Source organism: Pseudarthrobacter sp. HLT1-3 (assembly GCF_059383535.1).
On the sequence record NZ_JBWZCJ010000007.1, the window covers coordinates 123,505 to 148,782 of the forward strand.

The 25,278-nt window shown below is 68.7% G+C and carries 27 protein-coding genes; 12 read left to right on the top strand and 15 right to left on the bottom strand.

Annotated features, from left to right (window positions below):
• Positions 1-78: 78 nt before the first annotated feature.
• Positions 79-1,299, bottom strand: coding sequence for a molybdopterin-synthase adenylyltransferase MoeB (moeB, locus tag AC50X9_RS08375; RefSeq protein WP_494892342.1), 1,221 nt, complete (start codon positions 1,297-1,299; stop codon positions 79-81).
• Between the two features lie 191 nt (positions 1,300-1,490).
• Between moeB and AC50X9_RS08380 the strand changes: the two genes are divergently transcribed.
• The 3 genes from AC50X9_RS08380 to AC50X9_RS08390 all read left to right on the top strand — a co-directional run bounded on the left by AC50X9_RS08380 (position 1,491) and on the right by AC50X9_RS08390 (position 2,689).
• Positions 1,491-2,045 carry a TetR/AcrR family transcriptional regulator gene (locus tag AC50X9_RS08380; RefSeq protein ID WP_494892488.1) on the top strand — a complete coding sequence of 185 codons (555 nt, stop codon included), beginning with the start codon at positions 1,491-1,493 and terminating at the stop codon, positions 2,043-2,045.
• 54 nt (positions 2,046-2,099) lie between these two features.
• Complete coding sequence (locus AC50X9_RS08385) at positions 2,100-2,324, top strand: DUF3107 domain-containing protein (RefSeq protein ID WP_494892344.1); 225 nt, start codon at positions 2,100-2,102, stop codon at positions 2,322-2,324.
• 62 nt (positions 2,325-2,386) lie between these two features.
• The gene (locus tag AC50X9_RS08390) at positions 2,387-2,689 is read left to right on the top strand and encodes a hypothetical protein (protein ID WP_494892346.1); all 303 of its coding nucleotides are present in this window, start codon (positions 2,387-2,389) and stop codon (positions 2,687-2,689) included.
• Between the two features lie 52 nt (positions 2,690-2,741).
• On the opposite strand, the gene AC50X9_RS08395 is transcribed toward AC50X9_RS08390, so the two are convergent.
• The 4 genes from AC50X9_RS08395 to AC50X9_RS08410 are packed head-to-tail and all read right to left on the bottom strand — an operon-like array spanning position 2,742 to position 5,868.
• Positions 2,742-3,416 carry a 4a-hydroxytetrahydrobiopterin dehydratase gene (locus AC50X9_RS08395; protein ID WP_494892348.1) on the bottom strand — a complete coding sequence of 225 codons (675 nt, stop codon included), beginning with the start codon at positions 3,414-3,416 and terminating at the stop codon, positions 2,742-2,744.
• A gap of 15 nt (positions 3,417-3,431) precedes the next feature.
• A complete protein-coding gene (locus tag AC50X9_RS08400; RefSeq protein WP_494892350.1) occupies positions 3,432-4,259 on the bottom strand; it encodes a thiazole synthase in 828 nt (275 codons plus the stop codon).
• A complete protein-coding gene (gene thiS, locus AC50X9_RS08405; RefSeq protein ID WP_494892352.1) occupies positions 4,256-4,492 on the bottom strand; it encodes a sulfur carrier protein ThiS in 237 nt (78 codons plus the stop codon). Before thiS ends, AC50X9_RS08400 begins: the two co-directional genes overlap by 4 nt.
• Positions 4,489-5,868 carry an FAD-dependent oxidoreductase gene (locus tag AC50X9_RS08410; protein WP_494892354.1) on the bottom strand — a complete coding sequence of 460 codons (1,380 nt, stop codon included), beginning with the start codon at positions 5,866-5,868 and terminating at the stop codon, positions 4,489-4,491. Before AC50X9_RS08410 ends, thiS begins: the two co-directional genes overlap by 4 nt.
• Before the next feature lie 154 nt (positions 5,869-6,022).
• On the opposite strand from AC50X9_RS08410, the gene AC50X9_RS08415 reads away from it, so the two are divergent.
• Positions 6,023-6,742, top strand: coding sequence for a thiamine phosphate synthase (locus AC50X9_RS08415; RefSeq protein ID WP_494892356.1), 720 nt, complete (start codon positions 6,023-6,025; stop codon positions 6,740-6,742).
• 15 nt (positions 6,743-6,757) lie between these two features.
• Here AC50X9_RS08415 and AC50X9_RS08420 read toward each other — a convergent pair whose 3' ends face one another.
• Entirely contained in the window at positions 6,758-7,441 is a 684-nt protein-coding gene (locus AC50X9_RS08420; protein WP_494892358.1) for a ferritin-like fold-containing protein, read from the bottom strand.
• Positions 7,442-7,482: 41 nt separating this feature from the next.
• Here AC50X9_RS08420 and AC50X9_RS08425 point away from each other — a divergent pair, with 41 nt between their 5' ends.
• The 3 genes from AC50X9_RS08425 (at position 7,483) to AC50X9_RS08435 (ending at position 11,940) form a co-directional block, all read left to right on the top strand.
• Entirely contained in the window at positions 7,483-8,982 is a 1,500-nt protein-coding gene (locus tag AC50X9_RS08425; RefSeq protein ID WP_494892360.1) for an RNB domain-containing ribonuclease, read from the top strand.
• Positions 8,983-9,280: 298 nt separating this feature from the next.
• On the top strand, positions 9,281-11,059 hold the full coding sequence (locus AC50X9_RS08430; protein WP_494892362.1) for a DEAD/DEAH box helicase: 1,779 nt from the start codon (positions 9,281-9,283) through the stop codon (positions 11,057-11,059).
• 8 nt (positions 11,060-11,067) lie between these two features.
• Complete coding sequence (locus tag AC50X9_RS08435) at positions 11,068-11,940, top strand: DNA-methyltransferase (protein WP_494892364.1); 873 nt, start codon at positions 11,068-11,070, stop codon at positions 11,938-11,940.
• On the opposite strand, the gene AC50X9_RS08440 is transcribed toward AC50X9_RS08435, so the two are convergent.
• Complete coding sequence (locus AC50X9_RS08440) at positions 11,941-12,786, bottom strand: PHP domain-containing protein (RefSeq protein WP_494892366.1); 846 nt, start codon at positions 12,784-12,786, stop codon at positions 11,941-11,943.
• A gap of 92 nt (positions 12,787-12,878) precedes the next feature.
• Between AC50X9_RS08440 and AC50X9_RS08445 the strand changes: the two genes are divergently transcribed.
• Entirely contained in the window at positions 12,879-14,462 is a 1,584-nt protein-coding gene (locus AC50X9_RS08445) for an aminopeptidase P family protein (protein ID WP_494892368.1), read from the top strand.
• An 85-nt stretch (positions 14,463-14,547) separates the two neighbouring features.
• On the opposite strand, the gene AC50X9_RS08450 is transcribed toward AC50X9_RS08445, so the two are convergent.
• Positions 14,548-15,453 (bottom strand): YflT domain-containing protein, encoded by a 906-nt coding sequence (locus AC50X9_RS08450; RefSeq protein ID WP_494892370.1) that lies wholly within the window; start codon positions 15,451-15,453, stop codon positions 14,548-14,550.
• Positions 15,454-15,530: 77 nt separating this feature from the next.
• On the opposite strand from AC50X9_RS08450, the gene AC50X9_RS08455 reads away from it, so the two are divergent.
• Genes AC50X9_RS08455 through AC50X9_RS08465 form a run of 3 tightly spaced genes read left to right on the top strand, consistent with a single transcriptional unit; the run spans position 15,531 to position 18,797 of the window.
• Positions 15,531-16,814 carry a magnesium transporter MgtE N-terminal domain-containing protein gene (locus tag AC50X9_RS08455; RefSeq protein ID WP_494892372.1) on the top strand — a complete coding sequence of 428 codons (1,284 nt, stop codon included), beginning with the start codon at positions 15,531-15,533 and terminating at the stop codon, positions 16,812-16,814.
• Positions 16,795-17,619 carry a DUF1003 domain-containing protein gene (locus AC50X9_RS08460; RefSeq protein WP_494892374.1) on the top strand — a complete coding sequence of 275 codons (825 nt, stop codon included), beginning with the start codon at positions 16,795-16,797 and terminating at the stop codon, positions 17,617-17,619. Before AC50X9_RS08455 ends, AC50X9_RS08460 begins: the two co-directional genes overlap by 20 nt.
• An 11-nt stretch (positions 17,620-17,630) precedes the next feature.
• Positions 17,631-18,797 carry an Mrp/NBP35 family ATP-binding protein gene (locus AC50X9_RS08465; protein ID WP_494892376.1) on the top strand — a complete coding sequence of 389 codons (1,167 nt, stop codon included), beginning with the start codon at positions 17,631-17,633 and terminating at the stop codon, positions 18,795-18,797.
• Between the two features lie 46 nt (positions 18,798-18,843).
• Here the strand turns inward: AC50X9_RS08465 and AC50X9_RS08470 are convergent, their stop codons facing one another.
• The 3 genes from AC50X9_RS08470 to sigE all read right to left on the bottom strand — a co-directional run bounded on the left by AC50X9_RS08470 (position 18,844) and on the right by sigE (position 21,107).
• Positions 18,844-19,242, bottom strand: a complete 399-nt coding sequence (locus tag AC50X9_RS08470) for a twin-arginine translocase TatA/TatE family subunit (protein WP_494892378.1) — start codon at positions 19,240-19,242, stop codon at positions 18,844-18,846.
• A 102-nt stretch (positions 19,243-19,344) separates the two neighbouring features.
• Positions 19,345-20,463, bottom strand: a complete 1,119-nt coding sequence (locus tag AC50X9_RS08475; protein ID WP_494892380.1) for an anti-sigma factor — start codon at positions 20,461-20,463, stop codon at positions 19,345-19,347.
• Positions 20,464-20,471: 8 nt separating this feature from the next.
• A complete protein-coding gene (gene sigE / locus AC50X9_RS08480; protein ID WP_494892382.1) occupies positions 20,472-21,107 on the bottom strand; it encodes an RNA polymerase sigma factor SigE in 636 nt (211 codons plus the stop codon).
• A gap of 270 nt (positions 21,108-21,377) precedes the next feature.
• On the opposite strand from sigE, the gene AC50X9_RS08485 reads away from it, so the two are divergent.
• Positions 21,378-22,010, top strand: a complete 633-nt coding sequence (locus tag AC50X9_RS08485) for an O-methyltransferase (RefSeq protein ID WP_494892384.1) — start codon at positions 21,378-21,380, stop codon at positions 22,008-22,010.
• Between the two features lie 88 nt (positions 22,011-22,098).
• Here AC50X9_RS08485 and AC50X9_RS08490 read toward each other — a convergent pair whose 3' ends face one another.
• The 4 genes from AC50X9_RS08490 to AC50X9_RS08505 form a co-directional block, all read right to left on the bottom strand.
• Positions 22,099-22,266, bottom strand: a complete 168-nt coding sequence (locus tag AC50X9_RS08490; RefSeq protein ID WP_069949162.1) for a DUF3117 domain-containing protein — start codon at positions 22,264-22,266, stop codon at positions 22,099-22,101.
• A gap of 232 nt (positions 22,267-22,498) precedes the next feature.
• Positions 22,499-23,713, bottom strand: coding sequence for a putative hexosyltransferase (locus AC50X9_RS08495; protein ID WP_494892490.1), 1,215 nt, complete (start codon positions 23,711-23,713; stop codon positions 22,499-22,501).
• 161 nt (positions 23,714-23,874) lie between these two features.
• Entirely contained in the window at positions 23,875-24,237 is a 363-nt protein-coding gene (locus AC50X9_RS08500; RefSeq protein WP_494892386.1) for a DivIVA domain-containing protein, read from the bottom strand.
• 43 nt (positions 24,238-24,280) lie between these two features.
• Positions 24,281-24,991, bottom strand: a complete 711-nt coding sequence (locus AC50X9_RS08505) for an LOG family protein (protein WP_494892492.1) — start codon at positions 24,989-24,991, stop codon at positions 24,281-24,283.
• Positions 24,992-25,278: the final 287 nt, after the last annotated feature.

Genomic DNA, 25,278 nt, shown 5'->3' on the forward strand with positions numbered 1-25,278 from the left:
GCCGGGTTTCAGCCGTCTCTGGCTTCCCTATGAATCCGCTTCAGCCGTGACGTTGGGAGACCGGTTTCAGGCTCAGCCTCAGTACACCGGTTTGCCGGGCTCGACGTCGCGCACCCAGGCCAGGATTCCGCCGTCGAGGTGGCTGACCCGTTCATACCCGGCCGCCCGGGCGGCGGCGAGGACGGCAGCGGAACGTGTCCCTGCCTTGCAGTGGAAGACGATGTCTGTGTCCTGGGGCAGCTCGTGCCAGGCCTCGCCGGCCAGGATCCGGCCCTGCGGGATGAGCACCGCCCCGTCGATCCGGACGATCTCGTGCTCCCCGGCCTCCCGCACGTCGATGAGGCGGAAGTCTTTGAGCCCGGCCTTCCGGGAGGCCAGCATCGTGGCCAGTTGGGTCGCCGTCACGGTGCGCTCGGTGCCAACCTCCGCGGCGGGGGTGATGCCGCAAAAAGCCTCGTAGTCGGTCAGTTCCGTGATCCGCTCCGCCTCGGGATCGCGGGAGACACGGATTTCCCGCCAGGTCCCGCCGAGCGCGTCGAAGAGCGCCACGCGGCCCAGCAGGGAGCGCCCGACGCCGGTGATCAGTTTGACGGCCTCGGTCACCATCAGCGCGCCAACCGCGGCGCAGAGCATCCCGAAGACTCCGCCTTCCCCGCAGGACGGCACGGAGCCTGCGGGCGGGGCCTCCGGGTACAGGTCCCGGTAGGTGGGTCCGTACTCTTCCCAGAAAACGCTGACCTGCCCGTCAAAACGGAAGATCGAACCCCAGACGTAGGGCTTGCCCAGGATCGCCGCGGCGTCGTTTACAAGGTACCGGGTGGCGAAGTTGTCGGCGCCGTCGAGGATAAGGTCGTAGCCGGCGAACAGTTCCAGCGCGTTTGAGGCGTCAAGCCGGACATCGTGCAGCCGGACGTCCACGAGCGGGTTCAGCGCGGCAATGGCGTCGCGGGCGGATTCGATTTTGAGCCGGCCCACATCCGCGACGCCGTGGATGACCTGCCGCTGGAGGTTGCTCAGGTCCACGGTGTCGTCGTCGATGATTCCCAGGGTGCCCACGCCGGCGGCGGCCAGGTAGAGCAGCGCGGGAGAGCCGAGGCCGCCGGCGCCGATCACCAGGACCCTGGCGTTTTTCAGACGGCGCTGCCCGATCGCCCCGATTTCCGGAATGACCAGGTGCCGGGAGTAACGTTCAACTTCCGCCGGGCTCAGGCCGTCCGCCGGTTCCACCAGCGGCCCGGGCGTTGCGGGCGTTTTTTCCGGGCTAGCGGGGGCTGCGTTTGGAGTCAACTTGGAAGCCATACTTCAATCTATGCCCGAAGATGCGCCAGGTCATATTACTGGCACGTAAAGTGAAGGTAACAGCAAGCGAAAGAAGGCCGACAGTGGTTCATCAGGCACCGGTTGAGCGCGGTAACGCCGGAAAGTCGACGGAGCCGGCACGAAGCGGGCAGCGCTCCGCGCGGTTGCCGCGCGATGAACGCCGGACTCAGCTGCTCGCGGCCGCCCAGGAAGTTTTCGTCGCCAACGGCTATCACGGAGCCGCCATGGACGAAATAGCCGAGACCGCCCACGTCAGCAAGCCCGTGCTGTACCAGCACTTCCCGTCCAAACGCGAGCTGTACCTGGCCCTGCTGGACAGCGAGCTCAGCAAACTGATCGCCCTGCTGCTCGGTGCCCTCAACTCCACCACGGACAACGACGAGCGCGTCAAAGCCGTGATGCGCGCCTACTTCCGCTTCATCGCCAGCGACGACCAGGCCCACCGCCTGGTCTTCGAGTCCGACCTGGTCAATGACGTGGACGTCAGTGCCCGGCTGGAAGCCTTCAACAAGACCTTCGCCGACGCCGTCGCCCGGGTCATCGCGGAGGACACCAAGCTGCCGGAGCTGGAGGCCCAGCTGCTGGGCCGCGGACTCGCGGGAATGGCACAGATCAGCGCCCGCTACTGGCTGGAAACCGACGGCAATCTTGACCTCGATGTGGCCAGCGATCTGATCTACCGTTTAGCTTGGCGCGGAATCTCCCGCTTCCCCAAGGAAACCTAGACTACAAATAGACATAACACCCAAGAGAACTTTGATTGGCTGGGAGGCCTTGCAGTGGAAGTAAAGATCGGCATTCAGAACATCGGCCGCGAAATTGTCCTGGAATCGGCCCAGGACGCCGACGCCGTGGCCAAGGTGGTCGGCGATGCCCTAGCGAAGGGCAGCGAGCTGCGCCTCACCGACGAAAAAGGCCGCCTGATCATCGTTCCCGCCAATGCCCTGGGCTATGTTGAAATCGGCGCCCAGGAATCGCGCCGGGTCGGTTTCGGCGTCCTCTAGCCTTTACCCGGTGCGGCTGCCGCGCCGCCGCCGCTCCATCCCGACCCGCGAGGAGTCCGAACATGCTTTCCCTGATTGTGGTTGCCCTGGTGACCGTGGCCGCGGGCTTTGTGGTCTGGGCCAATGACAAGCGGCATGCCAAATACGGCATCGCCGTGCCGGCGGGAGTAGCACTCGCCGTCGGGATGCTGAGCTGGATCAGCTTCATCGCCGCCGGGCTGGGGTACCAGCCCGGGCTGACCTGGATTCCGTGGGTGCTGCCCATGGTCCTCGGGTCAGCCGCCGCTGTGGCGGCCGTGCTGTACCTCGGCAAGTCCCGCACCCGCCGGGATACTGCCCGGCTCACTGCCATCCTGCGCTATTAGCGGTCGCTGCTAGCGGCAGCTGGTTGCCAGGCTGCGGCCGATTGGCCGGGGCTCAGGTCGCCGGCACATCGGGCACGGGCCCGGCTTCAGTGCAGAGGCACAGCTGATTTCCCTGCGCATCCGTGACCACCACCCAGTTGGGTGCGTGGTCACGGTTCATTAACGCCCCGGTGGCTGCCGTTTTCTCCAGCACGGTGCCGGACTCGGCATTGCTGCGGTGGATGTCGAGGTGAAGCCGGTTCGGGGTCGGGGTGGACGTGGATTGGAACCAGACCGTCGGTCCTCGTCCATACGGGTCCACCAGGTCATCGGAGCTGCCCCGGCGGTAGCCGAGGGCAACCCGCCAGACCTCCGAAATGGCGCCCGGGTCCTCTGAGTCGATCGCCACCTCGACGGTCCGGTACAGGCCAGGCTCCGCGGTGGCCCCGATCCCGGCGGCCGCTGCACCGGCGGCCGTGGCGGCCGCGATGTCCCGCCGCGTGACTTCGTCCCCGGCGTCGTGCGAGCTGTAGCGGAGGAAGACCCGGTTGTAGCGCCAGTCCAGATCCGGGTGGTGGTTTTGCCCCTCGGCCAGGCGTCCGACAGCGGCGATCAGCTCCAGCGCCGCGGCCGCTGTCGGCGCCCTGTAGACCGTAACGAGGCCGCCGAGCCGGTACCGCCAGTCCGGCAGCGCCGTCAGGGCCGCGTCAACCTGCTCCTCGGTGAGGACGTCCCCGGTGGCTGCCATGGCAGGCTCCTTTGCCTAAAGGAATTCGGCCCGGCCTTCCATCGCCGAGGACGCCAGCGCATGCTCCCGGCGCGGAATCCTGCCGGCCCTTTTTGCCAGCCTACCGGCGATCACCGCGTGCTTGAAGGCCTCCCCCATGAGCACCGGATTCTGCGCCCGGGTCACCGCCGTGGCCAGCAGCACTGCGTCGCAACCCAGCTCCATGGCCAGGGCCGCGTCGGAGGCGGTGCCGATCCCGGCGTCCAGGACCACGGGCACCGAGGCCCGCGAAACGATCAGTTCGATGTTGTGCGGATTCAGGATGCCCAGACCCGTGCCGATTGGCGCGCCCAGCGGCATCACCGCGGTGGCGCCCAGGTTCTCGAGCCGCAGCGCCAGTACCGGGTCGTCGTTGGTGTAGGCGAAGACCTTGAAGCCGCGGCCCACGAGCTGCTCCGTGGCCTCGACAAGTTCCACCGCGTCCGGCAGCAGGGTGTGCTCGTCCGCGATCACTTCCAGCTTCACCCAGTCCGTTTCGAGGGCTTCGCGGGCCAGCTCGGCCGTCAGTACGGCGTCCCGGGCGGTGAAGCAGCCCGCGGTATTGGGCAGCACCCGGATGTTGTGCTCCAGCAGCAGCTGGAACAACGACCCGGCCTCCGCTGGCGAGTAGCGCCGCATCGCCACGGTGGTCAGTTCCGTGCCGGACGCCAGCAGTGCCGCCCCCAGACCGTGCAGGCTCGGCGCGCCGCCGGTGCCCATGATCAGCCGCGACCCGAGCTGCACGCCGTCGAGAGTGAACAGATCCGCTGTCGCCGGGGATGCTCCCGGCGCGACGGCCGCCGTGGTGTTCGCGATGCCGCTCATCCTCCCTGGACCGCCGTGACCAGTTCGATGTTGTCGCCGTCGGCGAGCACGGTGCCGTGCCACTGGCTGCGGGGAACCACCTCGGCGTTGCGGGCCACGGCGACGCCGAGTTTGGTGCCGTCCGCAGACTGGCCGTTCGGGGCCAGCGGCCGGCCGGTGACCTGGCTGACCAGCGTGCCAACCGAGGCGCCCTCGGCGAGCGTGCGCCCGGTTCCGTTCAGGGTGATGTTCATAGCGTTTCCTTGCTGTGCTCGGGGGTGGATGGGTGGTGGCGGTCCGCGGCGAACCTGTCCGGCCGGAAGCGGGCCCAGCGGGGGTCGGCGACGCCGTCCATCAGCTGGCAACAGATCTCCGCGGCGGCGGGCGTGAGCAGGATTCCGTGCCGGAAGAACCCCGTGGCGATGATCAGTCCCGCAACGTCCCCAGGATTTCCCTGGTCCGCCACCCGGCCCAGCAGCGGCGCGTTGTCCGGTGTGCCGGGCCGGGCCCTGGCGGTTGCTTCCAGCAGTTCCAGTTCCGCGACCGCGGGCAGCAGCTGCTGGGCGTCGCGGAGCAGCTGGTAAACGCCGCCGGCGGACACCGCAGTGCCGGCCAGGGCGCCGGGCAGTTCGCTGCCGGCCAGTTCGCCGCCGGCCAGGACTGCCGGGTGGTTGTCGCCGCCGGGAGCGTCCTCGCGCTGGGTGGCTCCGATCACGACCGTGCCGTCCTGCCGGGGCACGATGTAGACCGGCACGCCGCGGACGAGTCCCCGCACCGTTGAGGTCAGCAGCGGCCGGAGTTTTTCGGGCACCCGGAGCCGGAGAATGTCGCCGTGGACCGGCCGCAGCGGCAACCGGAGCCCGGCAGGCAGGCCCGTGAGCCCGGCGGCGCCCAGGCCGTTGGCCACAATCGTCTCGCGGGCCCGGACGGAGCCGCCGCCGGCGAGAAGGGCGCCGGCCACGCGTCCGTCCTCGCGGCGCAGCCCCGCGGCGCGCGCCCTGATGGTGTGGCACTGGCTGTCCGCGGCCAGGAGTTCGCCGATCCGGGCGAGCAGCCGGCGGGGGTCCACCTGGTGGTCGGCGGGGATGTCGAAGGCGCAGGAGATCCCCGGGCTCAGCAGCGGCTCCCGGCCGCGCGCCGCACGGACGGTCATCGGCTCCACGGCGAGTCCATACGACTGCTGGACGGTGCGCAGGTCCGCGAGCGCCCGGCGGTCCGCGGCATCGGCGCCCACGGCGAGGGTCGGCGTCGTGAGGTACCCGGTGTTGGTGCTTTCGGAGGCGCTGAGATCCGTTCCCGGCCCCCCGCCGAGCTCCAGTCCGGCAGCGAATCCCGGCCAGAGCCGGGAGGATTCCAGCATGAGCTCCAGGAGGGCATCCTCCTGGTAGTGAAGTTCGCTCACCGGGGCGAGCATCCCTGCCGCAGCCCAGCTGGCGCCGCTGCCGGGGGCGTCGTCGATCAGGGCTACTGAACGGCCTGAGCGTCTCGCGGCCCAGGCGATCCCGTGGCCGACCACGCCGCCGCCGATCACGGCCACGTCGTAATATGGGCCGGCTGCGGCGTCATGTCCGGCTGCCGCTCGTGCGCTCCGGCTGCCGGCGGCCGGGCTGCGGGCCGATGTTTCGCCCATAAAGGATTCCTTCCCTACGCCGGTACTAACCGGATCAGGTCAAGCGGTCGGCTGGGACGCCCTCTCAGCCTGCCGGTCCCGGACGCCAAGGGCGTGCACGGTTGCGGCGGGCTCCCGCGGTACTGGCCCAGTTTAGGGGAACTACGCTGGAACCATGAGTCCGGATGCCCTGCACACCACCGCCCGCCTTTACCTTTGCACCGATGCCCGCCAGGAACAGGGGGACTTCGCGGACTTCGTGGACGCAGCGTATGCCGGTGGGGTCGACATCATCCAACTGCGCGACAAGTCGCTGGAAGCGGCCGAGGAACTGGAGTTCCTGGACGTCCTGCATCAGGCCGCCGAGCGTCACGGCAAGCTCTGGGCAGTCAACGACCGGGCGGACCTCGCCGCCTTCTCGGGCGCTCCGGTGTTCCACATCGGGCAAAAGGACCTCCCGCTCGCGGCAGCCCGGGACTTCCTGGGCCAGGACGCCGTGATCGGACTGTCCACCCACAGCCCGGAGCAGGTGGAAGCAGCCATCGCCGCGACCCCCGGCCGCCTCGGCCTGGATTACTTCTGCGTCGGGCCGGTCTGGGCCACCCCGACCAAGCCCGGCCGCGCCGCCGTCGGGCTCGGACTGGTGCGCCACGCGGCGGACGCGGTCCGCCGGGCCGCGGAGAGGGACGGGGACGAGTCCGAAGGCACCAACACCGGCGCCGCCGCAGGAGTTGTGCCGTGGTTCGCGATCGGGGGCATTGACCTCGGAAATGTGGAGCAGGTGGTGGACGCCGGGGCCCGCCGGATCGTGGTGGTGCGCGCGATCACGGAGGCCGATGATCCGGCCGACGCCGCCCGGGCACTGCTGGCCGCACTCGATGCCGCGGGAAACTGAGCGCGGTCCGTCCGCTCAGCCGGCCAGGCCGAGCTCCCTCATCCGGCGCGAATGGTTCGCCGCCAGTTCCGCCATCAGCCCGCGGGCGAGTTCCCGGGACCGGTCCCCGGACAGGTCCCGGTCCGCGCCGGCCAGGCCGCCGACGAACGCATTCTCCAAACCCACCCGCTGCGCCTGGGTCAGGGCCTCCCCGAGCAGGCGCCTGGCCCACAGCGCCAGCCGCGAGGCCAACCGCGGGTCGTCGGCAAGGGCGGTCTTGAGCAGCTCCCGCAGCACCGCCGTGGCCTCCGCATCGGCCTGGATCTGCTCCACCAGGGCCCTCGTGCCGGCGTCAACCTCGCGGGAAACGGCGCGGTAGAAATCGGCGGAGACCGTGTCGATCACATACGCCTTCATCAGGGATTCGTACCAGTCCGCGGGGCGGGTGCGTTCGTGGAAGTGGTCCACAGACGGCTGGAACGGCAGCATGGCGGCCTCAACGTCCAGCCCCATGGCGTCGAGTCTGGCGCTCACGAGTTCGTAGTGCTGGAACTCGATCACCGCGATCCGGCCCAGCACCGCCCGGTCGTGCAGCGTGGGTGAATACCGCGCATCGGAGGAGAGCCGTTCGAAGGCGGACAGCTCGCCGTAGGCCATCACTCCCAGCAGGTCCCTCAGGAAGCTGTTGTAACGGGCAGGATCGACCGGGGATGTGCTCATGATCCAAGACTAATGGCGCAAATGAAGCTAATCTGATTTTCGTGTCCCATCATCGCCTGACCCCAAGCGTCCACCAGCAGAAGAACCAACTTGCCGAGGCGCTCAATGCGCTGCGCACGACGCTGGAGCTGCCGGGGCCCTTCCCCGAGGACGCGCTCCGGGAGGCCAAGGAGGCCGTCGCCGGGCACGAGCTGCCGGAGCTGGATTTCACCCATATCGATTTTGTCACCATCGATCCGGCGTCTTCCACCGACCTGGACCAGGCCCTGTTCATCGACCGTGCCGGTGAGGGCTACAAGGTCTACTACGCGATCGCCGATGTCCCCTCCTTTGTCTCCCCCGGCGGTGCGCTCGACGCCGAGACGCGGCGCCGCGGCCAGACCTTCTACACCCCGAACGGCCGGATTCCGCTGCACCCTGAAGTCATCAGCGAGGAGGCCGGAAGCCTGCTGGCCGGCCAGCTGTGCGCCGCCTTCGTCTGGGAATTCGAGCTGGACGCCGCCGCCGAGGTGTCCGCGGTGCTGGTTCGCCGCGCGGCGGTCCGCAGCCGGGCCAAGCTCAGTTACCGCGGGGTGCAGGCCGAGCTTGACGCCGGAACCGCCGCCCCCGTCCTGCAGCTGCTCAGGGAGGTCGGGATGAAGCGGGTGGAGCTGGAACGGCTCCGCGGCGGCGCCAGCCTGAACATGCCGGAGCAGGAAATCGAACAGCTGCCCGACGGCGGCTACCGGATTGTCGCGGCGCCGCCGCTGCCCGTGGAGGACTGGAACGCCCAGATTTCCTTGATGACGGGGATGGCCGCCGCGGAAATCATGCTGGCCGGCAAAGTCGGCATCCTGCGCACCATGCCGCCGCCGGATGAAGCCTCACTGGCGCACTTCCACCGCCAGACCCGCGCCCTGGGCAAGCCCTGGGACGGCGAGATGAGTTACGGCGAATACCTGCGCACCCTTGACCCCACGGACGCCCGGCAGCTGGCGATCGTGCACTCGGCCGGCATGCTGTTCCGCGGCGCCGGCTACACACCCTTCGACGGGACGGTCCCCGAGGCAGCCACCCAGGCCGCCATCGGCGCCGCCTACGCCCACTCCACGGCCCCGCTGCGCCGGCTGATCGACCGGTTCGTCCTGGTGATCTGCGAGGCGCTCAGCAACGGCACGGCCGTCCCCGGCTGGGCCCGCGCCGCCCTGCCGTCCCTTCCCGCGATCATGGCGACCTCGGACCAGCTGGCCGCCAAGCTGGAGCGCCTCGCGCTCGACACCGTCGAGGCTGCGCTGCTGGTCAACCACGTCGGCCAGGAGTTCGACGCCGTGGTGATCTCCGGCAGCAGGATAGCCCGGAACGGGAAAAGCGCTAACGGGAAGAACGGTAACGGGGGCACCAAGCCTGGCAACGGAAACGGACCCTCCGGGATCGTGCAGATCGCCGAGCCCGCGGTGACCGCCCGCTGCCCCGGCGAACTGGAACCCGGCACCCAGGTCCGGGTCCGCATCGTCTCCTCCGACATCGCCACCCGCGAGGTCAAACTGGAGCTCGTGGGCTGAGCATCCGGCAGCCTCCCGCGCGCCGCCGGCGGTGACCGTCCAGGTTCCGGGCCGGGTACAGCTAGACTGGGAAGGTAGATATGGATGCCCGGTCGTTGATTTCCTCGATTTTCGAATTCAACAAGCCCGCCCCTACGCGATCTTGAGTCAGACCCGCTGGTCCCCAGTGCCAGCATTTAGCAGCCCGCGATCGGCTTCCACTGGATTTGCTTGCGCGCCTGAGCGTGCTCCGGAACGGCCACCCGGCCGGCCCCGTTGAGCAAGCAGCGCAGCCCAAATGAATAAGGAAACTCCCCTAGTGAGTGAATTGCACACACACCAGCTTCTGACCGACGAATCCGGAACGGAAACGCTCGAGCCTGAAGAGACCATCATCTCGGATGAGAAGCCGCATGAGATCGCCGAGAAGACCTTCGCCGACTTCAACGTCCGCGCAGACATCGTCGAATCGCTGGCCGACGCCGGCATCACGCATCCCTTCCCGATCCAGGCCATGACCCTGCCCGTCGCCCTCAGCGGCCACGACATCATCGGCCAGGCCAAGACCGGCACCGGCAAGACCCTCGGCTTCGGCATCCCGGCGCTGCAGCGCGTCGTCGGACCGGACGACGCCGGCTATGACAAGCTTCCCGCCCCGGGCGCCCCGCAGGCCCTCGTGATCGTGCCGACCCGCGAGCTGGCCGTCCAGGTTGCCAACGACCTGCAGAACGCCGCCCGCAAGCGCAACGCCCGCATCACCACGATCTACGGCGGCCGCGCCTACGAGCCGCAGGTCGAAGCGCTGCAGAACGGCGTCGAAGTCGTCGTTGGCACCCCCGGCCGCCTCATCGACCTGTACAAGCAGAAGCACCTCGTCCTGAAGAACGTCAAGATGGTCATCCTCGACGAGGCGGACGAAATGCTGGACCTCGGCTTCCTCCCGGACGTCGAAACCCTGATCGCCGGCACCCCCGCGGTCCGCCAGACCCTGCTGTTCTCGGCCACCATGCCCGGTCCGGTCGTCGCGATGGCGCGCCGCTACATGACCAAGCCGACGCACATCCGCGCCGCCGACCCGGACGACGAAGGCCTGACCAAGCGCGACATCCGCCAGCTGATCTACCGTGCGCACAGCATGGACAAGATCGAGGTGGTGGCCCGCATCCTGCAGGCCCGCGGCCGCGGCCGGACCATCATCTTCACCAAGACCAAGCGCACCGCCGCCAAGGTGGCCGAGGAACTCGTGGACCGCGGCTTTGCCGCCGCCGCCATCCACGGCGACCTCGGCCAGGGCGCCCGCGAGCAGGCGCTCCGCGCCTTCCGCAACAACAAGGTGGACGTCCTCGTCGCCACCGACGTCGCCGCCCGCGGCATCGACGTCGACGACGTCACCCACGTGATCAACTACCAGTGCGTCGAAGATGAAAAGATCTACCTGCACCGCGTGGGACGCACCGGCCGCGCCGGCAACAAGGGCACGGCCGTGACCTTCGTTGACTGGGACGACATGCCCCGCTGGGGCCTGATCAACAAGGCCCTGGGCCTGAGCGTCCCTGAGCCGGTGGAAACCTACTCCTCCTCCCCGCACCTCTTCGAGGAACTCGACATCCCCGCGGGCACCAAGGGGCGTCTGCCCCGGGACAAGCGTGTGCTGGCCGGTGTTGATGCCGAGGTCCTCGAGGACCTGGGCGAGACCGGCAAAAGGAATGCCCCCCGCACCGGCCAGGCGGGCGGCCGTGACAGTAGCCGCGACAGCGCCCGCACCGGCGGCCGGGACAGCGGCAGCACCGGCGGCGGACGCGACAGCGCCCGCACCGGCGGCGGACGCGACAGCACCGGCGGCGGACGCGACAGCCGCCGCAGCGGCGGCGCCACCGGCAGCAAGGACAGCGTCCGCTCGGGAGAGCGCCGTCGTCGTCCGGCCGAGGCGGACGCCAGCACCGGCCCCGCGGCCGAGGCTCCGGCCAAGGCTACCGCCAGCGCACCGACCGAGGTCGACCGCGCCACCCGCGCGCGCCGCCGCACCCGCACACGCCGCCACAACGGCGAAGTTGTCGTAGGCGAGGCCGGGGCACCGGCACGCAGCGCCGAGGCCTAAACCCCTCTATGACTGACACCGTCTGGGCGCCGGACGGCAGCAATCTGGTGGTACACGCGGACAACGCGGAGTACCTCCCGACGCTGCCGGACGGCGCTTTTACACTGATTTACGTGGATCCGCCCTTCAACACGGGCCGGGTCCAGAAGCGCCAGGAAACCAGAATGGTGCTCAACGCCGGCGGCGATGGCGACCGGGTCGGGTTCAAGGGACGCTCCTACGACACGATCAAGGGCGCGCTGCACAAGTACGACGACGCGTTCAGCGACTACTGGTCCTTCCTCGAGCCGCGGCTCGTCGAGGCCTGGCGGCTGCTCGCCGACGACGGCACCCTGTACCTGCACCTGGACTACCGCGAGGTGCACTACGCCAAGGTTATGCTCGATGCCATTTTCGGCCGCGAGTGTTTCCTGAACGAGATCATCTGGGCCTACGACTATGGCGCCCGCGCCAAGTACCGCTGGCCCACCAAGCACGACAACATCCTCGTGTACGTCAAGAACCCCACGAAATACCACTTCGACAGCGCCGAAGTGGACCGGGAACCCTACATGGCCCCCGGGCTCGTGACTCCGGCCAAACGCGAACTCGGCAAGCTGCCCACCGACGTCTGGTGGCACACGATTGTGTCCCCCACCGGCAAGGAAAAGACCGGCTATCCCACCCAGAAGCCCGAAGGGCTGATCCGCCGCGTGGTGGCGGCCTCCAGCCGCCCCGGCGACTGGTGCCTGGACTTTTTCGCCGGGTCCGGAACCCTCGGCGCCGTCGCCGCGAAGCTCGGCCGGAAGTTCGTCTGTGTGGACCAGAACCAGCCCGCCATCGACGTGATGGCCAAGCGGCTGTACCCGCACGCCAGCTTCACCGAGTTCCCGCGCACCTGATCAGCGGACCACTGCGGTCCCGGTTCCGAGTTCCTCGATCCGGGCAAAAACCTCCGGCGAGGTCAGGTTCTCGCCCAGCCGGTTCGGCTTCCCGGCCCCGTGGTAGTCGGAGGACCCCGTGACCAGCAGCCCGTGCCGGGCCGCGAGTTTGCGCAGGAACACCCTGCCCTCCTCGGGATTGTCCCGGTGGTTGACCTCCAGCCCGGCCAGCCCGGCGTCGATCATTTCCTGATAGATGCGTTCCCCCACGACCCGGCCGCGGGCGGACGCCACCGGATGGGCGAACACCGGCACGCCGCCGGCCTCCCGGACGAGTCCGACGGCGAACGCCGGGTCCGGGGCGTAGTGCTGCACGAAATAACGTGATCTCGAGGTCAGAATCGATTCGAAGGCCTCGGTGCGGTCCGCCACCACGCCCGCGGCGACGAGGGCATCGGCGATGTGCGGCCGGCCCAGGGTGGCGCCCGGCGCGACGTGGTGGATGACATCGTCCCAGCTCAGCGGGTAGTCCTCCGCGAGCAGGCTGACCATCCGCTCGGCCCGGGTGAAACGGGCGTCCTTGGCCTTGGTGATTTCCTCCAGCAGCCCGGGGTGCGCCGGGTCATGCAGGTAGCAGAGCAGGTGGACGCTGATGCCCTCCGGCGTCCGGCAGGAAATCTCCATCCCCGGCACCAGCGCTACGCCGCGCTCGCGGGCACCGGCCGCGGCACCCGCCCAGCCGTCGGTGGAGTCATGGTCGGTGAGGGCGACGACGTCGAGGCCCGCCGCCGCCGCGGCGGCCATCACGGCGCCGGGGGCTTCGGTGCCGTCGGAAACATTCGAGTGGGCATGCAGGTCAATCCTCACCTCTCCAGCCTAGTAGATCGACGCGCCGGCGCCGCCGGGACGCACCGCCGGCCTGTTCGCCCCAGCCGCTCCGCTGGTGAGACGATGGGACGGTGAACGATGCAGATAACACCCAAGTCTCCGCTTCCCAGCCCCTCGACGAGCGCGTCAACAACCGCTCACAGCGGCCCAGCTCCGACGCCTTCAAGGCGTTTATGGCGAGCAACTGGGCCCCGTCCCGCGTGCAGCTCCCGGAGCGCGACACCGTCGCCGGCCATGCAGCCACCCGGCGGCGCGCCATCTCAGAGCAGTTCAAAGGCGAACGCCTGGTCATCCCCGCCGGACCGCTGAAGGTCCGCTCAAACGACTGCGACTACCGCTTCCGCCCGCACTCCGGCTTCGCGCACCTCACCGGCCTCGGCCTGGACCATGAGCCCGACGCCGTGCTGATCCTGGAACCCGCGGGGGAAGGCAAGGGCGACGACGGTGGCCACCACCACGCGACGCTGTACTTCCGGCCGCTGGCCGGCCGCGACACCGAGCAGTTCTACGCCGACTCCCGCGCCGGTGAATTCTGGGTCGGAGCGCGCCCCACCCTGGCCGAGTTCGAGGCCCGTCTCGGCTTGGACACGGCGGACATCAGCGGACTCGAACTGGCGATCACCAAGAACGTTGGTGCCCCCGAAATCGGCGGGATCTCCATCCGGCTGGTCCGGAAGACGGACGAGAACATCGACGCCCTCGTGGACACCGCCCGGTACAACACGGCCAAGGACCCTGAGAACCTGGACATGGGCATTCTCGACGCCCTCGACGAAAAGCTCACCGAAGCCCTCTCCGAGCTGCGCCTGCTTAAGGACGAGTGGGAAATCGAACAGATGAAAACCGCCGTCGCCGCCACCGTCCAGGGCTTCACCGAGGTGGTCAAGGCCCTGCCGCGGGCGCTCACCCACCAGCGCGGCGAGCGGGTCGTCGAGGGCGCGTTCTTCGCCCGGGCCCGGGAGGAAGGCAACGAGCTCGGCTACGACACCATCGCCGCCAGCGGCAACAACGCCACCGTGCTGCACTGGACCCGGAACACCGGGAAAATCACCGCCGGCGAGCTGTTGCTGCTCGACGCCGGAGTCGAGGCGGATTCGCTCTACACCGCCGATATCACCCGCACCCTGCCGGCCAACGGCACGTTCTCCGAGATCCAGCGCAAAGTCTACGAGGCCGTACTGGACGCCGCCGACGCCGGCTTTGCCGCCGCGCGGCCCGGCACCAGGTTCCGCGAGATCCACACGGCAGCGACGACCGTGCTGGCGGAACGGCTGGCCGAATGGGGCCTGCTGCCGGTCTCCGTCGAGGAAGCCATCAGCGCGGAGGGCCAGCAGCACCGCCGCTGGATGCCGCACGGCACCAGCCACCACCTGGGCCTCGACGTGCACGACTGCGCCCAGGCCAAGCGCGACCTGTACCTCGACGGCGTGCTGACCGCTGGCATGGTCTTCACGATCGAACCCGGGCTCTACTTCAAGGCCGAGGACCTCGCGATCCCCGAGGAGTACCGCGGGATCGGGGTCCGCATCGAGGACGACATCCTGATGACCGCCGACGGTCCGGTCAACCTCAGCGCTGCCCTGCCACGCAAGGCTGACGACGTCGAGTCCTGGATGGCCGGCATCTACCAGGAAGCTGACGGCCAGACGGCGTAATTCCGCCGGCCTACAGTTGCCGCCGCTGACATGCAGAAGGCCTCCGCCCGGATCATTCCGGGGCGGAGGCCTCCTGCATTGCCGGTTAGTGCTGCGAATCGCCCTCGTCGGGTCCCTGCTTGGGCGCATCGGTGACGCGGACCCCGTACTGCGGGCGGCCGTCCGGCAGGTCCGGGTAGGCGAACCCGGCCGACTTGGCGACCTCTTCGGTCTCCGCCGCGGTATCGGCAGATCCTGCCGGCCGAAGGTGGGGCTCCGCCTGCTGGCCTCCGGCCGGCTGGTTGCCGGTCTGCGGTCCTCCAGGCTGCTGTGCACCGGGCTGTTGCCCGCCGGCGTCGGGGGCCCGCTGCCCGTAGGGGTCGTTCCAGCCGGCCGGACGCTGCGGCTCCTGGCCCGGCTGCTGGGAACCCTGCTGCGGACCCGGCTGGTATGGCTGGTGCTGGTAGTCGCGCTGGGAATATCCGGCCGACGAAGAGGCGTCCTGCTGGGTCATCGGCAGCTGGTGCAGCAAGCGCCGCGCCTCGTTGGCCGCTTCGAAGGAGACGACGACGTCGTAGTTGGTGGCCACCACCTGGCTCGTGGAGGTGAAGTCGCGCTTCCCCCGCTGCATGGCGTAGGTCACGATGCCGAACAGCATAAAGAACGCTGCACCCATGAGCACCGACGTAATGATCGAGAAAGCCCCGTCGGTCGTGGAGAAGAAGGAGAGCATGATGCCGACGAACAGGCCGAACCACATGCCGCTCAGCGCACCCGAAAGCGCCACTCGTGGGTACGTCAGCCTGCCCGTCACCCGCTCCACCATCTTCAGGTCGTTGCCGACGATCGAGACCATCTGCACCGGAAATTGCTGGTCCGCGAGGTAGTCCACCGCCTTCTGGGCATCCAGGTAGGAGTGGTAGGAACCGACGGTGTCACCCTTGGGGACACTGCGGGCCTCGTCCGGGCCGTTGGGGGCGCCAGCCCTGGGAGCACCAAAAATGTTTGACATACGACCATTCTTACCTATCCGGCTGGGCACCGGCTGTAAATTCAGCTAAAAGAGAGCGGACTCGGTAGCCTGTACAGGTGAGCACAAATATATCGCGGGTGTTTGTTGCGCGCCTCCTCGGCCTCGACGTCTTCGATCCTCTGGGCGACCGGCTGGGACGGCTGCGCGACGTTGTGGTGCTCTCCCGCGGGACCCGCGGCGCCCCGCACGTGGTGGGCATCGTCGTCGAGGTTCCCGGGAAAAAGCGGGTCTTCGTGCCGATGACCCGGATCACCTCGATCGACCAGACCCAGATCATCTGCACCGGGCTGGTGAACCTGCGGCGCTTCGAGCAGCGCGGCGCCGAAACCCTGGTCGTGGCCGAGATGTTTGACCGCCGGGTCACGCTGGCCGACGGCAGCGGGGACGCCACCATCGAGGACATCGCGATGGACCGGCACCGCTCCGGCGACTGGTTCGTCAGCAAGCTCTTTGTCCGCCGCGGCCATTCCCTCTCCCCGTTGAGCAGGCTGCGCCGCAACGAAACCATGATCATCGACTGGGCCGACGCGCAGCAGGGAGCCCGTACCGAGCCCCAGGCCGCCACCCAGTTCGTCGCGACCCACGAGGACCTCAAGCCCGCCGACTTCGCCGAAGCGCTGCAGGAGATGAGCGACAAGCGCCGTTTCGAGGTCGCCAGCGAGCTGCAGGACGAACGCCTCGCCGACGTCCTGCAGGAGATGCCGGAGGGCGACCAGGTGGAGATCCTCTCCGCGCTCGACGTGAACCGGGCCGCGGACGTGCTGGAGGAAATGGATCCGGACGACGCCGCCGACCTCCTCGCAGAGCTGCCCAGCGCGCAGGCCGAACAATTGCTGCAGCTGATGGAACCCGAAGGCGCCGAAGACGTCCGCCGGCTGCTTGAGTACGACGAGGACACCGCCGGCGGCCTGATGACCCCGGTCCCGGTCATCTTGCCCCCGGAAGCCACCGTGGCCGAGGCCCTCGCCCACGTCCGCCGCGAAGAGCTCTCCCCCGCCCTCGCATCGTCGATCTTCATCGCCCGGCCCCCGTTGGAGACGCCCACCGGCCGTTTCCTCGGCGTCGTGCACATCCAGCAGCTGCTGCGCTACCCGCCGCCCGAACCGTTGGGCAACCTGGTGGACAAGACGCTGGAGCCGGTGTCGGACCAGGCCCACATCAGCGAGGTGGCCCGCACGCTGGCCACCTACAACCTCAACTCGCTCCCCGTCGTCAACAGCGACGGTCGGCTTGTGGGGGCGGTGACTGTTGACGATGTGCTGGATCATCTGCTGCCCGATGACTGGCGCGCCCACGAGGACGATGTCCCGATAAGGAAGCTTGGAGGCCGCATTGGCTGATAACAGCGCACCACGGAACCCCCAAGTCCGGCCGGGCAGCAAATCGGATAAAGGCGGCCTGGATACACCCCTGAGCGGCCGGCAACGGATTCTGCCGAAGTTTTCCCCGAACCCGGACGCCTTCGGCCAGACCACGGAAGGCTTCGCCCGCTTCATGGGCACACCGCAGTTCCTGGTCTACATGACGGTGTTCGTCGTCGTCTGGCTGGTCTGGAACACCTTTGCCCCGCTGGAGTGGCAGTTCGACTCCCGTGCCCTCGGCTATACCCTGCTGACCCTGATGCTCTCGCTGCAGGCCTCCTACGCCGCGCCGCTCCTGCTCCTGGCCCAGAACCGGCAGGACGACCGTGACCGCGTCTCCCTCCAGCAGGACCGCCAGCGCGCGGAGCGCAACCTCTCCGACACCGAATACCTGACCCGGGAACTCGCCTCGCTGCGGATCGCCCTGCGCGAAGTCGCCACCCGCGACTACGTCCGGGCCGAACTGCGCAGCCTGCTCGAGGACATGCTGGAGGCGCAGGAGGAACTGCGCACCCACGATCCCTCCGCCGGTGTCCACGAGACGCCGCGGGACAAGGTCAAGGACAAACTGAAGGAACGCCGCGACAAGCAGCGCAACCCCCGGACCCAACAGGTCGCCCGGGTCAAGTCCGGCGGCAAGAACGACCCCCGGCCGGGCAAGACCGCCGTCGCCGCGCCGGACACCACCGCCACCACAGCGCCGGACACGGTGCCGGACAGGCTGCCGGCTGCCGGACCGGACAGCGCCGGCGCACCGTTACCCCCCGCTTTCCCCGAGAACTGAGCAGCCACCGCATGAACCCCAGCCAGGACAGCACCACCCAGGGCATTTCCCCGGCTTCGGCCAGGGAAAGGGCGGTGCGCGCCGCACTCGCCACCGTGATCGATCCCGAGCTGCGCCGTCCCATCACCGAACTGGGCATGCTCGACTCGGTAAAGATCTCCGACGACGGCCTGGTGCGGATCGTGGTGCTCCTGACCATCGCCGGCTGCCCCTTGCGCGGCACCATCACCGCCGACTGCGTGGCGGCCCTGACTGCCGTGCCCGGGGTCACCGGCGTCGACGTCGAACTGCAGGTCATGACGCAGGAGCAGCGCGACACCCTCAAGGAGCAGCTCCGGGGCGCCGGCGGCCAGCGCGGGATCCCGTTCAACGAACCCGGCTCGCTGACCCGGGTGTACGCCGTCGCAAGCGGCAAGGGCGGCGTGGGCAAGTCCTCCGTCACGGTGAACCTCGCCTGCGCCCTGGCCGCCCAGGGGCTGCGGGTGGGGATCGTGGACGCGGACGTCCACGGTTTCTCCGTGCCCGCGCTGATGGGCATCACCCAGGCCCCCACCCGGGTCGATGACATGATCCTGCCGCCGGTGGCCTACGGGGTCAAAGTCATCTCGATTGGCATGTTCGTCGCCGGCAACCAGCCGGTTGCCTGGCGCGGGCCGATGTTGCACCGGGCCCTGGAGCAGTTCCTCACCGACGTCTACTTCGGCGATCTCGACGTCCTCTTCCTGGACCTTCCGCCCGGCACCGGCGACATCGCCATCTCCGTGGCCCAGCTGCTGCCGCAGGCCCAGATCCTGGTGGTGACCACCCCCCAGGCCGCGGCCGCGGACGTGGCTGAACGGGCCGGCGCCATCGCGACCCAGACCGGCCAGAGCGTCGCCGGCGTCGTGGAAAACATGTCGTACCTGGAAATGCCCGACGGCGGCCGGATGGAGCTGTTCGGAAGTGGCGGCGGCGCGGTGCTCGCCGAACGGCTGTCCGCCACGGTCGGGACCGATGTTCCGCTGCTGGGACAGATTCCGCTGGACATCCTGCTGCGGGAAGGCGGCGACGCCGGCGTTCCGCTGGTGCTCGGCCGGCCCGAAACGCCGGCAGCCATGGCACTGCTGGACATCGCCGGGGCGCTCGCCTCGGTCCCGCGCGGGCTGAGCGGAAAGCCGCTCGGCCTGCAGCCCCGCTAGGTGGCTTTTGCGGCCAGGTGGCTTCTGAGCCAGGTGGCTTCTGAGGCTAGGTGGCTTCTGAGTCGAAGGGCGCCGGCTCGCCGTCCGGGAGCCGCTCAACCGCCCGCTCGGGCCGGCGTTCCGCAGCCGCCGCGGAGGCGGCTGCCACGGTGGCGACGGCGGCCGGGGCGCCGGCGCTCACCGGTTTGGTGTCATCGTCCAGCAGCGCTTCTTTGATGATCCGGCGCGGATCGTATTGCCGGGGATCGTACTTTTTCCAGTCGACGTCATCGATGTCGATGCCGACTTCTTCCTTGATCTGCTCCCGGGCCCCCGATGCCATCCGGCGGACTTCCTTGACTATATTGGCAAGTTTCTGGGTGTATTCGGGCAGCCTACTGGGACCAATCACCATCAGTCCGATGATCAGCAGAAGTAAGAACTCCGGTCCATTGATTCCAAGCACTGTAGGAAGATTACCCTTTCCATCGGGGCCGGAACGATTCGGCCCCGACACACGGCGCCCGGCCCGGGCGGTTGCGCTGCCGGTGCGCGACGGTTGGCGCGGTCACGGCGCCAGCAGCTCCACGATCCTGGCCAGCCCGCGCTCCAGCCTCCCGGCGATGTCGGGGCCGGCGTCGGCCGCTGCGGCGCTGCTTTTGGCAGACCCTGCGCCGGGGGTGCCAGGCTCCCCGGCTGTCCCTTCACTGGCTGTCCGCGCTGCCGAGCTGCGGGACCGCACCAGCGCTGCCACGCCGTCGGCGGCCTGTTCCGCCGGCTGGTCGGTCACGAACGTGAAGGTGGTATCGCCGGCCTGGTAGATGGCGGCAAAGGGTGACGTGTGGTTGATCCACAGGGTCCCGTTGCCGGTCCCGGCTGCGGCACCGGCCACCGGGTCGCCTTCCGGCACTGTCGCGGCGGTGAAACCGTCTGACGTCGCAAGGCGGCCCGTGAGCACGTTGACCGGGACCGGCACGCCAGTTTGTCCCCCGGCGCCCGGGCTGCCGGCCTGCCCCGGCAAGTCACCGTGTTGTTCCAGCACGGTGACAAAATTCCGGCCGTTGGTCAGACGCAACTCAAGCAGTTCCCCGCCGGCGAGCTCCCCGGCCTGCGCCCAGACCAGGCGGTAACCGAGATCACGGAGCTCGGGGCAGGTCCAGCCGGCGGAGCGCAGGGTGGAGAGCTGGGCGCCGGTGAGGGCGCCCGCCGGAGTGAAATCGGGTTCCCCCGTGAGGCCCCAGCTGGTCGGCGCCCCTGCCCCGGCCCCAGGCTCTGTCCCCAAGGCAGCAGCCCCGGAAACTGTTAGGTCCCGCTGCAGCAAAACGGAGGCAGGTGCCCCGCCGGCCGTCAGGCCGGGATCCCCGCCCACCAGGTAGGCCGATCCGCCGAGCAGGACGGTCGCCGCGGCTGCCCCGCCTGCAACGAGCGCTGCCGCCCGGAGTGCCGGACGGAAGCCGCGGCCCGGCACCGGCCGGTGCAATGCGGAGGGCTCCCGGCGGGCCAGTTCCTCGGTGCGGGCCAGCAGGCGCGCGGTCAGGTCGTCGCTGGCCGTCGGCACGTCGGCTCCACGCAGCCGCTCCAGATACTGGCGTTCGCGGCGCTGCTGCAGCCGGCATTCCGGGCACGAGTCCAGGTGCTGGCGACGCCGGTCGTGGGGGCCGCGCAGCAGGCGTTGCAGCAGACGCATCGCTTGGTTCAGAGCAGGCCGGCGATGCGGGGCAGCTTCAGCCGCGGCTTCAGCGTGGTCTTGGCAGACTGCTGCGGCCGCGGGTCGCGGTGCGCCAGCTTCTCCCGGAGCATGGTCCGGCCGCGGTGGATACGGGAGCGGACCGTCCCAAGTTTGATGCCCAGGGCGACGGCCACCTCGTCGTAGGACAGTCCCTCGAGGTCGCAGAGGACGACGGCGGCGCGGAAATCCGGGGGAAGTTCCTCAAGGGCTGCCTGCACGTCGATGTCAAGATTGTTGAACTCGAAGCTCTGCTCCGGTCCCGGCTCGCGCCCGGGCAGCCGGGATTCGGCATCGTCGGCCAGGGCGTCGAAGCGGATCCGGCTCTTGCGCCGGGCCTGGTCCAGGAAGAGGTTGGTGGTGATCCGATGCAGCCACCCGTCCAGGGTGCCCGGCTTGAAGTTCTCCAGCGAACGGAACACGCGGACGAACACCTCCTGGGTGAGGTCCTCGGCGTCGTACTTGTTGCCGGTCAGCCGGTACGCGAGGCGGTACACCTTCGCGGAGTGGTTGGTGACCACTTCCTCCCAGGTGGGCCGGACCCATTCGGCCTCCGCCGCGGGCTGGGTCTCTTCAGTTGCAGGGACAGCTGCCAAAACCGACATTGTCCGCTCCCCTCGTGGATGGTGCTTTCGCCGTGGACGGTGCTTGCGGGCGCAAGCTCCTGCATCGTTGATTCGGCGCCGATCACCACACGGATGAGCGGATTCCCATCATTTCAAAACAAGCTGTGAATTTCCTGACGCCGGCGGCCCTTCAGCCCACGGCGGAACCGGCAGCCGGCGGCCCTGTCGCGGGGGCGCCTCCCGGCCCGGTACCACCGGACACAGTAGGCTGGGGGGAACAATCCCCCTGCCGCCCAGAAAGCGAATTCCATGAGCGCCGATAAGTCCACGAGCTGGTCCTACGCAGAAGATCTGCCTGCCGAGGACGAGGTCATGCTGCACGCGCGCGAACGGTCCTTCGAACTGGGTGTCACCCCGGTCGGCCCCGGCATCGGAGCCGTCCTGACCGTCCTGGCCGCCGCGTCCAAGGCCCAGACGGCCGTCGAAATCGGCACCGGCGCGGGTGTCTCCGGCGTCTGCCTTCTCCGGGGTCTGGGTCCGCAGGCCGTGCTGACCACAATCGACGTCGACGTTGAACACCTGAAAGCCGCCCGGGAGGCGTTCCAGGAAGCCGGCAGCCCGGCCAACCGCACCCGCACCATTTCCGGCCGGGCCCGCGACGTCCTCCCCCGCCTGACGGACGGCGCCTACGACCTGGTCTTCATTGACGCCGACAAGCCGAACTACCCCGGCTATGTGGAACAGGCTGTCCGCCTGCTCAAGGCCGGGGGGCTGCTGATCGTCAACGACGCGCTGGACCAGGACCGCGTCGCCAACCCGGCCGCCCGGGAGGCCACCACCGTGGTCCTGCGCCAGGTGGGCAAGGCCATCCGCGACGACGACCGCCTCGCGTCCGCCATGCTGCCCACGGGCAACGGCCTGCTGGTCGCCGTCAAGAAGTAGGTTTCCCAACGCTGCCGGAGAGAAAAGGGGGCGGGGTCCGCAGCCATCCGGCTGCGGACCCCGCCCTCTGTCAAAGAGTTGGGTGAAGCTATTCGGTGACGCCGACGAGGCATTCCTTCAGGTTGGTAGCTTCGGCAGAATTGAGTTCGACCACGAGCCGTCCGCCGCCTTCGAGCGGGACGCGCATGATCAAGCTTCGTCCTTCTTTGGTTACTTCCATCGGGCCGTCGCCGGTTCGTGGTTTCATAGCCGCCATAAGGAATATCCCCTTCATTAGTCCAATGACATACCAGCCCGGCCGGGCTGCGTCCGCTTAGTCAATCAAGCTGCCCGGCGGCCCTGATGGTAGCCATCGGGGCCATAAAGTCAGTTTGCTTCTTGTCCTTGCTTACCATCTATTATCGCGTAACAACGCGGCGGTAGCTAATCGTTGGACTTTCCGCCGCGCCGTGTCACGCCGGGCCGGGAGCCGCGAAACGTGCCACCCGTCACGGCGGATAGTCCCCGCCGCCTGGCAGCGGCGCCCAGGCCCACAGCCAGACAATCCAGACGATCTGCAGCAGCAGGAACATCACCACCACCGCGCCCCGGTACGCACGGGAACGGGAGAGCAGGGCCGCGCCCAGGGCCAGCGGAAAGAGTGGCAGCAGCATCCGGAAAGTGCTCGTCTGGGGATGCAGGAACAGCAGCAGGTAGCCCAGGTAGCAGGCACACCACAGCCGCAGTTCGGTGCCCAGGGCCCGCACCGGGCGGCACATCATCAGCAGGGCGAAGAGCGCAACGAAAACGAAGGGTGCCAGCAGCCCCAGGACCGGCCCGAACAGCAGGACTCCGGTGTCGAACCAGGGCTTGAACGGCACCAGGTCGTGGCCGCGCCAGACGGTTTCGGTCTTGGTATAGGCCTGGATGTCCCCCGTGACGGCCCAGGCGATGGCCGGCCACAGCAGGGCCCCGGCTCCGCTGACCACTGTCAGCCCCGCGAGCGACCAGAGCTGGCTGCGGCCGTCCGGTATTGACCTGGACCGCACTGCGCCGGCCGTCTCTGCCCCGGGAGCCGTCTCTGCCTCTGGTGGGGTGCGGCGGGTTGCCAGGAAGTACTGCCAGAGCCGGTAGAGGAACAGCAGCCCGATCATCGCCGCGAACGGCACACCGGTCGGCCGGGACAGGCACATCAGCACAACGACGGGCATGGCCCACAGGTACCGGCGTTCCAGCACCAGCAGCAGGGCGGAGGCCAGCAGGAGCAGGTTCAGCGACTCGGCGTACGGCACCTGGAGCACCGGCGACACCGGAAAGGTGGAGACGAACACCGTTCCCCACAAAGCCGTGGCGTGCGATGCCCGGCACCGGAACAGGCGGTAGATGACCAGTGCCGCCCCCAGGCCGCAGACCATGGCGATGAGCGTCAGGGCAAACGCCGGATGCATTCCGGTCAGGACCGAGAGGACGCGGCCCAGCAGCGGAAAAAGCGCATAAAAGGCCCAGGCATTTTCCTGCACGGCGCCAGTCCCGTCGGTCGGCAGGACTTCCGGGTAGCCGTTCTTAAGGACCTCGCCGTACCAGCGGGCATCCCAGATATTGACGAACGACCAGTAGTCCGGTTTGGCCGGAAACCAGGGGTTAACGCCCTGGTGCAGGGCCGCGGCCATGAAGATGCAGGCACTTATCAGCCGTGCGCCAAGATAGAGCCCGCCCACCTGCACCCACCAGGGCCAGCGCGTCGCCCTGGTGGCAGCTGCCGCGACAACGTTCCAGGCGGAGCCGGTGAGCCCCGGTTGCCCGGGGTGTCCGGCGTTCCCGGCCCCGCCGTCGCGGCGGTCCCGCTGCACCGTGTCCGGCGCCCCGGCAGGGGGGTGCTCACTGCTCACGGAGCGTGCTCTGTGTCAACGCGCCGGCGTCCCAGTTCGGCGCCGAGATCCGCGATCTTCCGGTCCCTGGCTGCCAGCTGGTCCCGCAAGTCGTCCAGCACCTGGTCGACCTGGTCCATCCGGTATCCCCGCAGCCCCACAGCGAAGCGGAGACGGTCGACGTCGGACGGTTCCGCCTCGGCCGGCAGCAGCACCGGCGGGAGGTTCGCCACCGGTGCGTCGAAGCCGTCATCGAGGGCCCGCGGCCCGCCGTCGTCCGCTCCCCGCCGGCTGCGGAAGACTCTCGACGCCCTGCCGGTGCCGAGGAGGAAAGCGGCGCCGGCCAGCGCAATCGCAAGGAAAACCAGGAAGAAACTCACACCCCCATCGTGCCAGACGACGGCGTGCCCGGCTGGTGGCCCGTCAGCCCCGCGAGCCGCCAGGACCTCCGCTGCCGTTGGGGTTCCGGTGCCGGGCGGCACCTTCCACCACCAGTTCCACGGCGAGCGCCGGATCATCGACAACCTGGATCAGGTCCAGGTCCTCCTCGGACATCATGCCCTCGGACACCAGGGTGGACTGGATCCATTCCACCATCGGGCTCCAGAACGCCGTTCCGATCAGGACAATCGGGAACGAGGTGACCTTCCGGGTCTGGACCAGGACCATTGCTTCGAAGAGTTCGTCCAGGGTCCCGAGGCCGCCCGGGAGCACGATGAACCCCTGGGCGTACTTCACGAACATGGTCTTGCGGGCGAAGAAATAACGGAAGTTGATCCCCAGGTCAACCCACTGGTTCATCCCCTGCTCGAAGGGCAGTTCGATCCCGAGTCCCACCGATACGCCGTTGCCCTGCACAGCACCCTTGTTGGCTGCCTCCATCGAGCCGGGGCCACCGCCGGTGATTACCGCCAGTCCGGCTTCGGCCAGCTGGCGCCCCACCTCGACGGCGAGTTCGTAGTTCAGGCTGCCGGGGATGGTCCGCGCCGAGCCGAAGACGCTGACTGCCGGGCCCAGGTCTGCCAGCGCGCCAAAACCTTCCACAAACTCGCTCTGGATCCTCAGGACGCGCCACGGGTCGGTATGGACAAACTGGCCCGGGCCCTTCGTGTCCAGCAGGGTCCGGTCCGACATCGTGACCTTGGCGGCCTTGCGCCGCAGCTCCAGGGGGCCCTTGTGCCGGATCCCGGGCGCGGGCGCCGGGTCGCGGGGTTCCCCTGCCGCCGCGGCGGTCTTTCCGGCGGGCTTTCCGGCAGGCGTGCCAGCTGTCGTTCCGGCGGGCTTTCCGGCGGGCTTTCCGGCTGTCTTTCCGCCTGACGTGCCAGCTGACTTTACGGCTGGCGCCGGGTCTCCCTGTTGCTGCGAATCGGTACTCATGCCCACAGGGTAGCGCGGATGTTGGTCCGCGCCGCGCCGGCAGT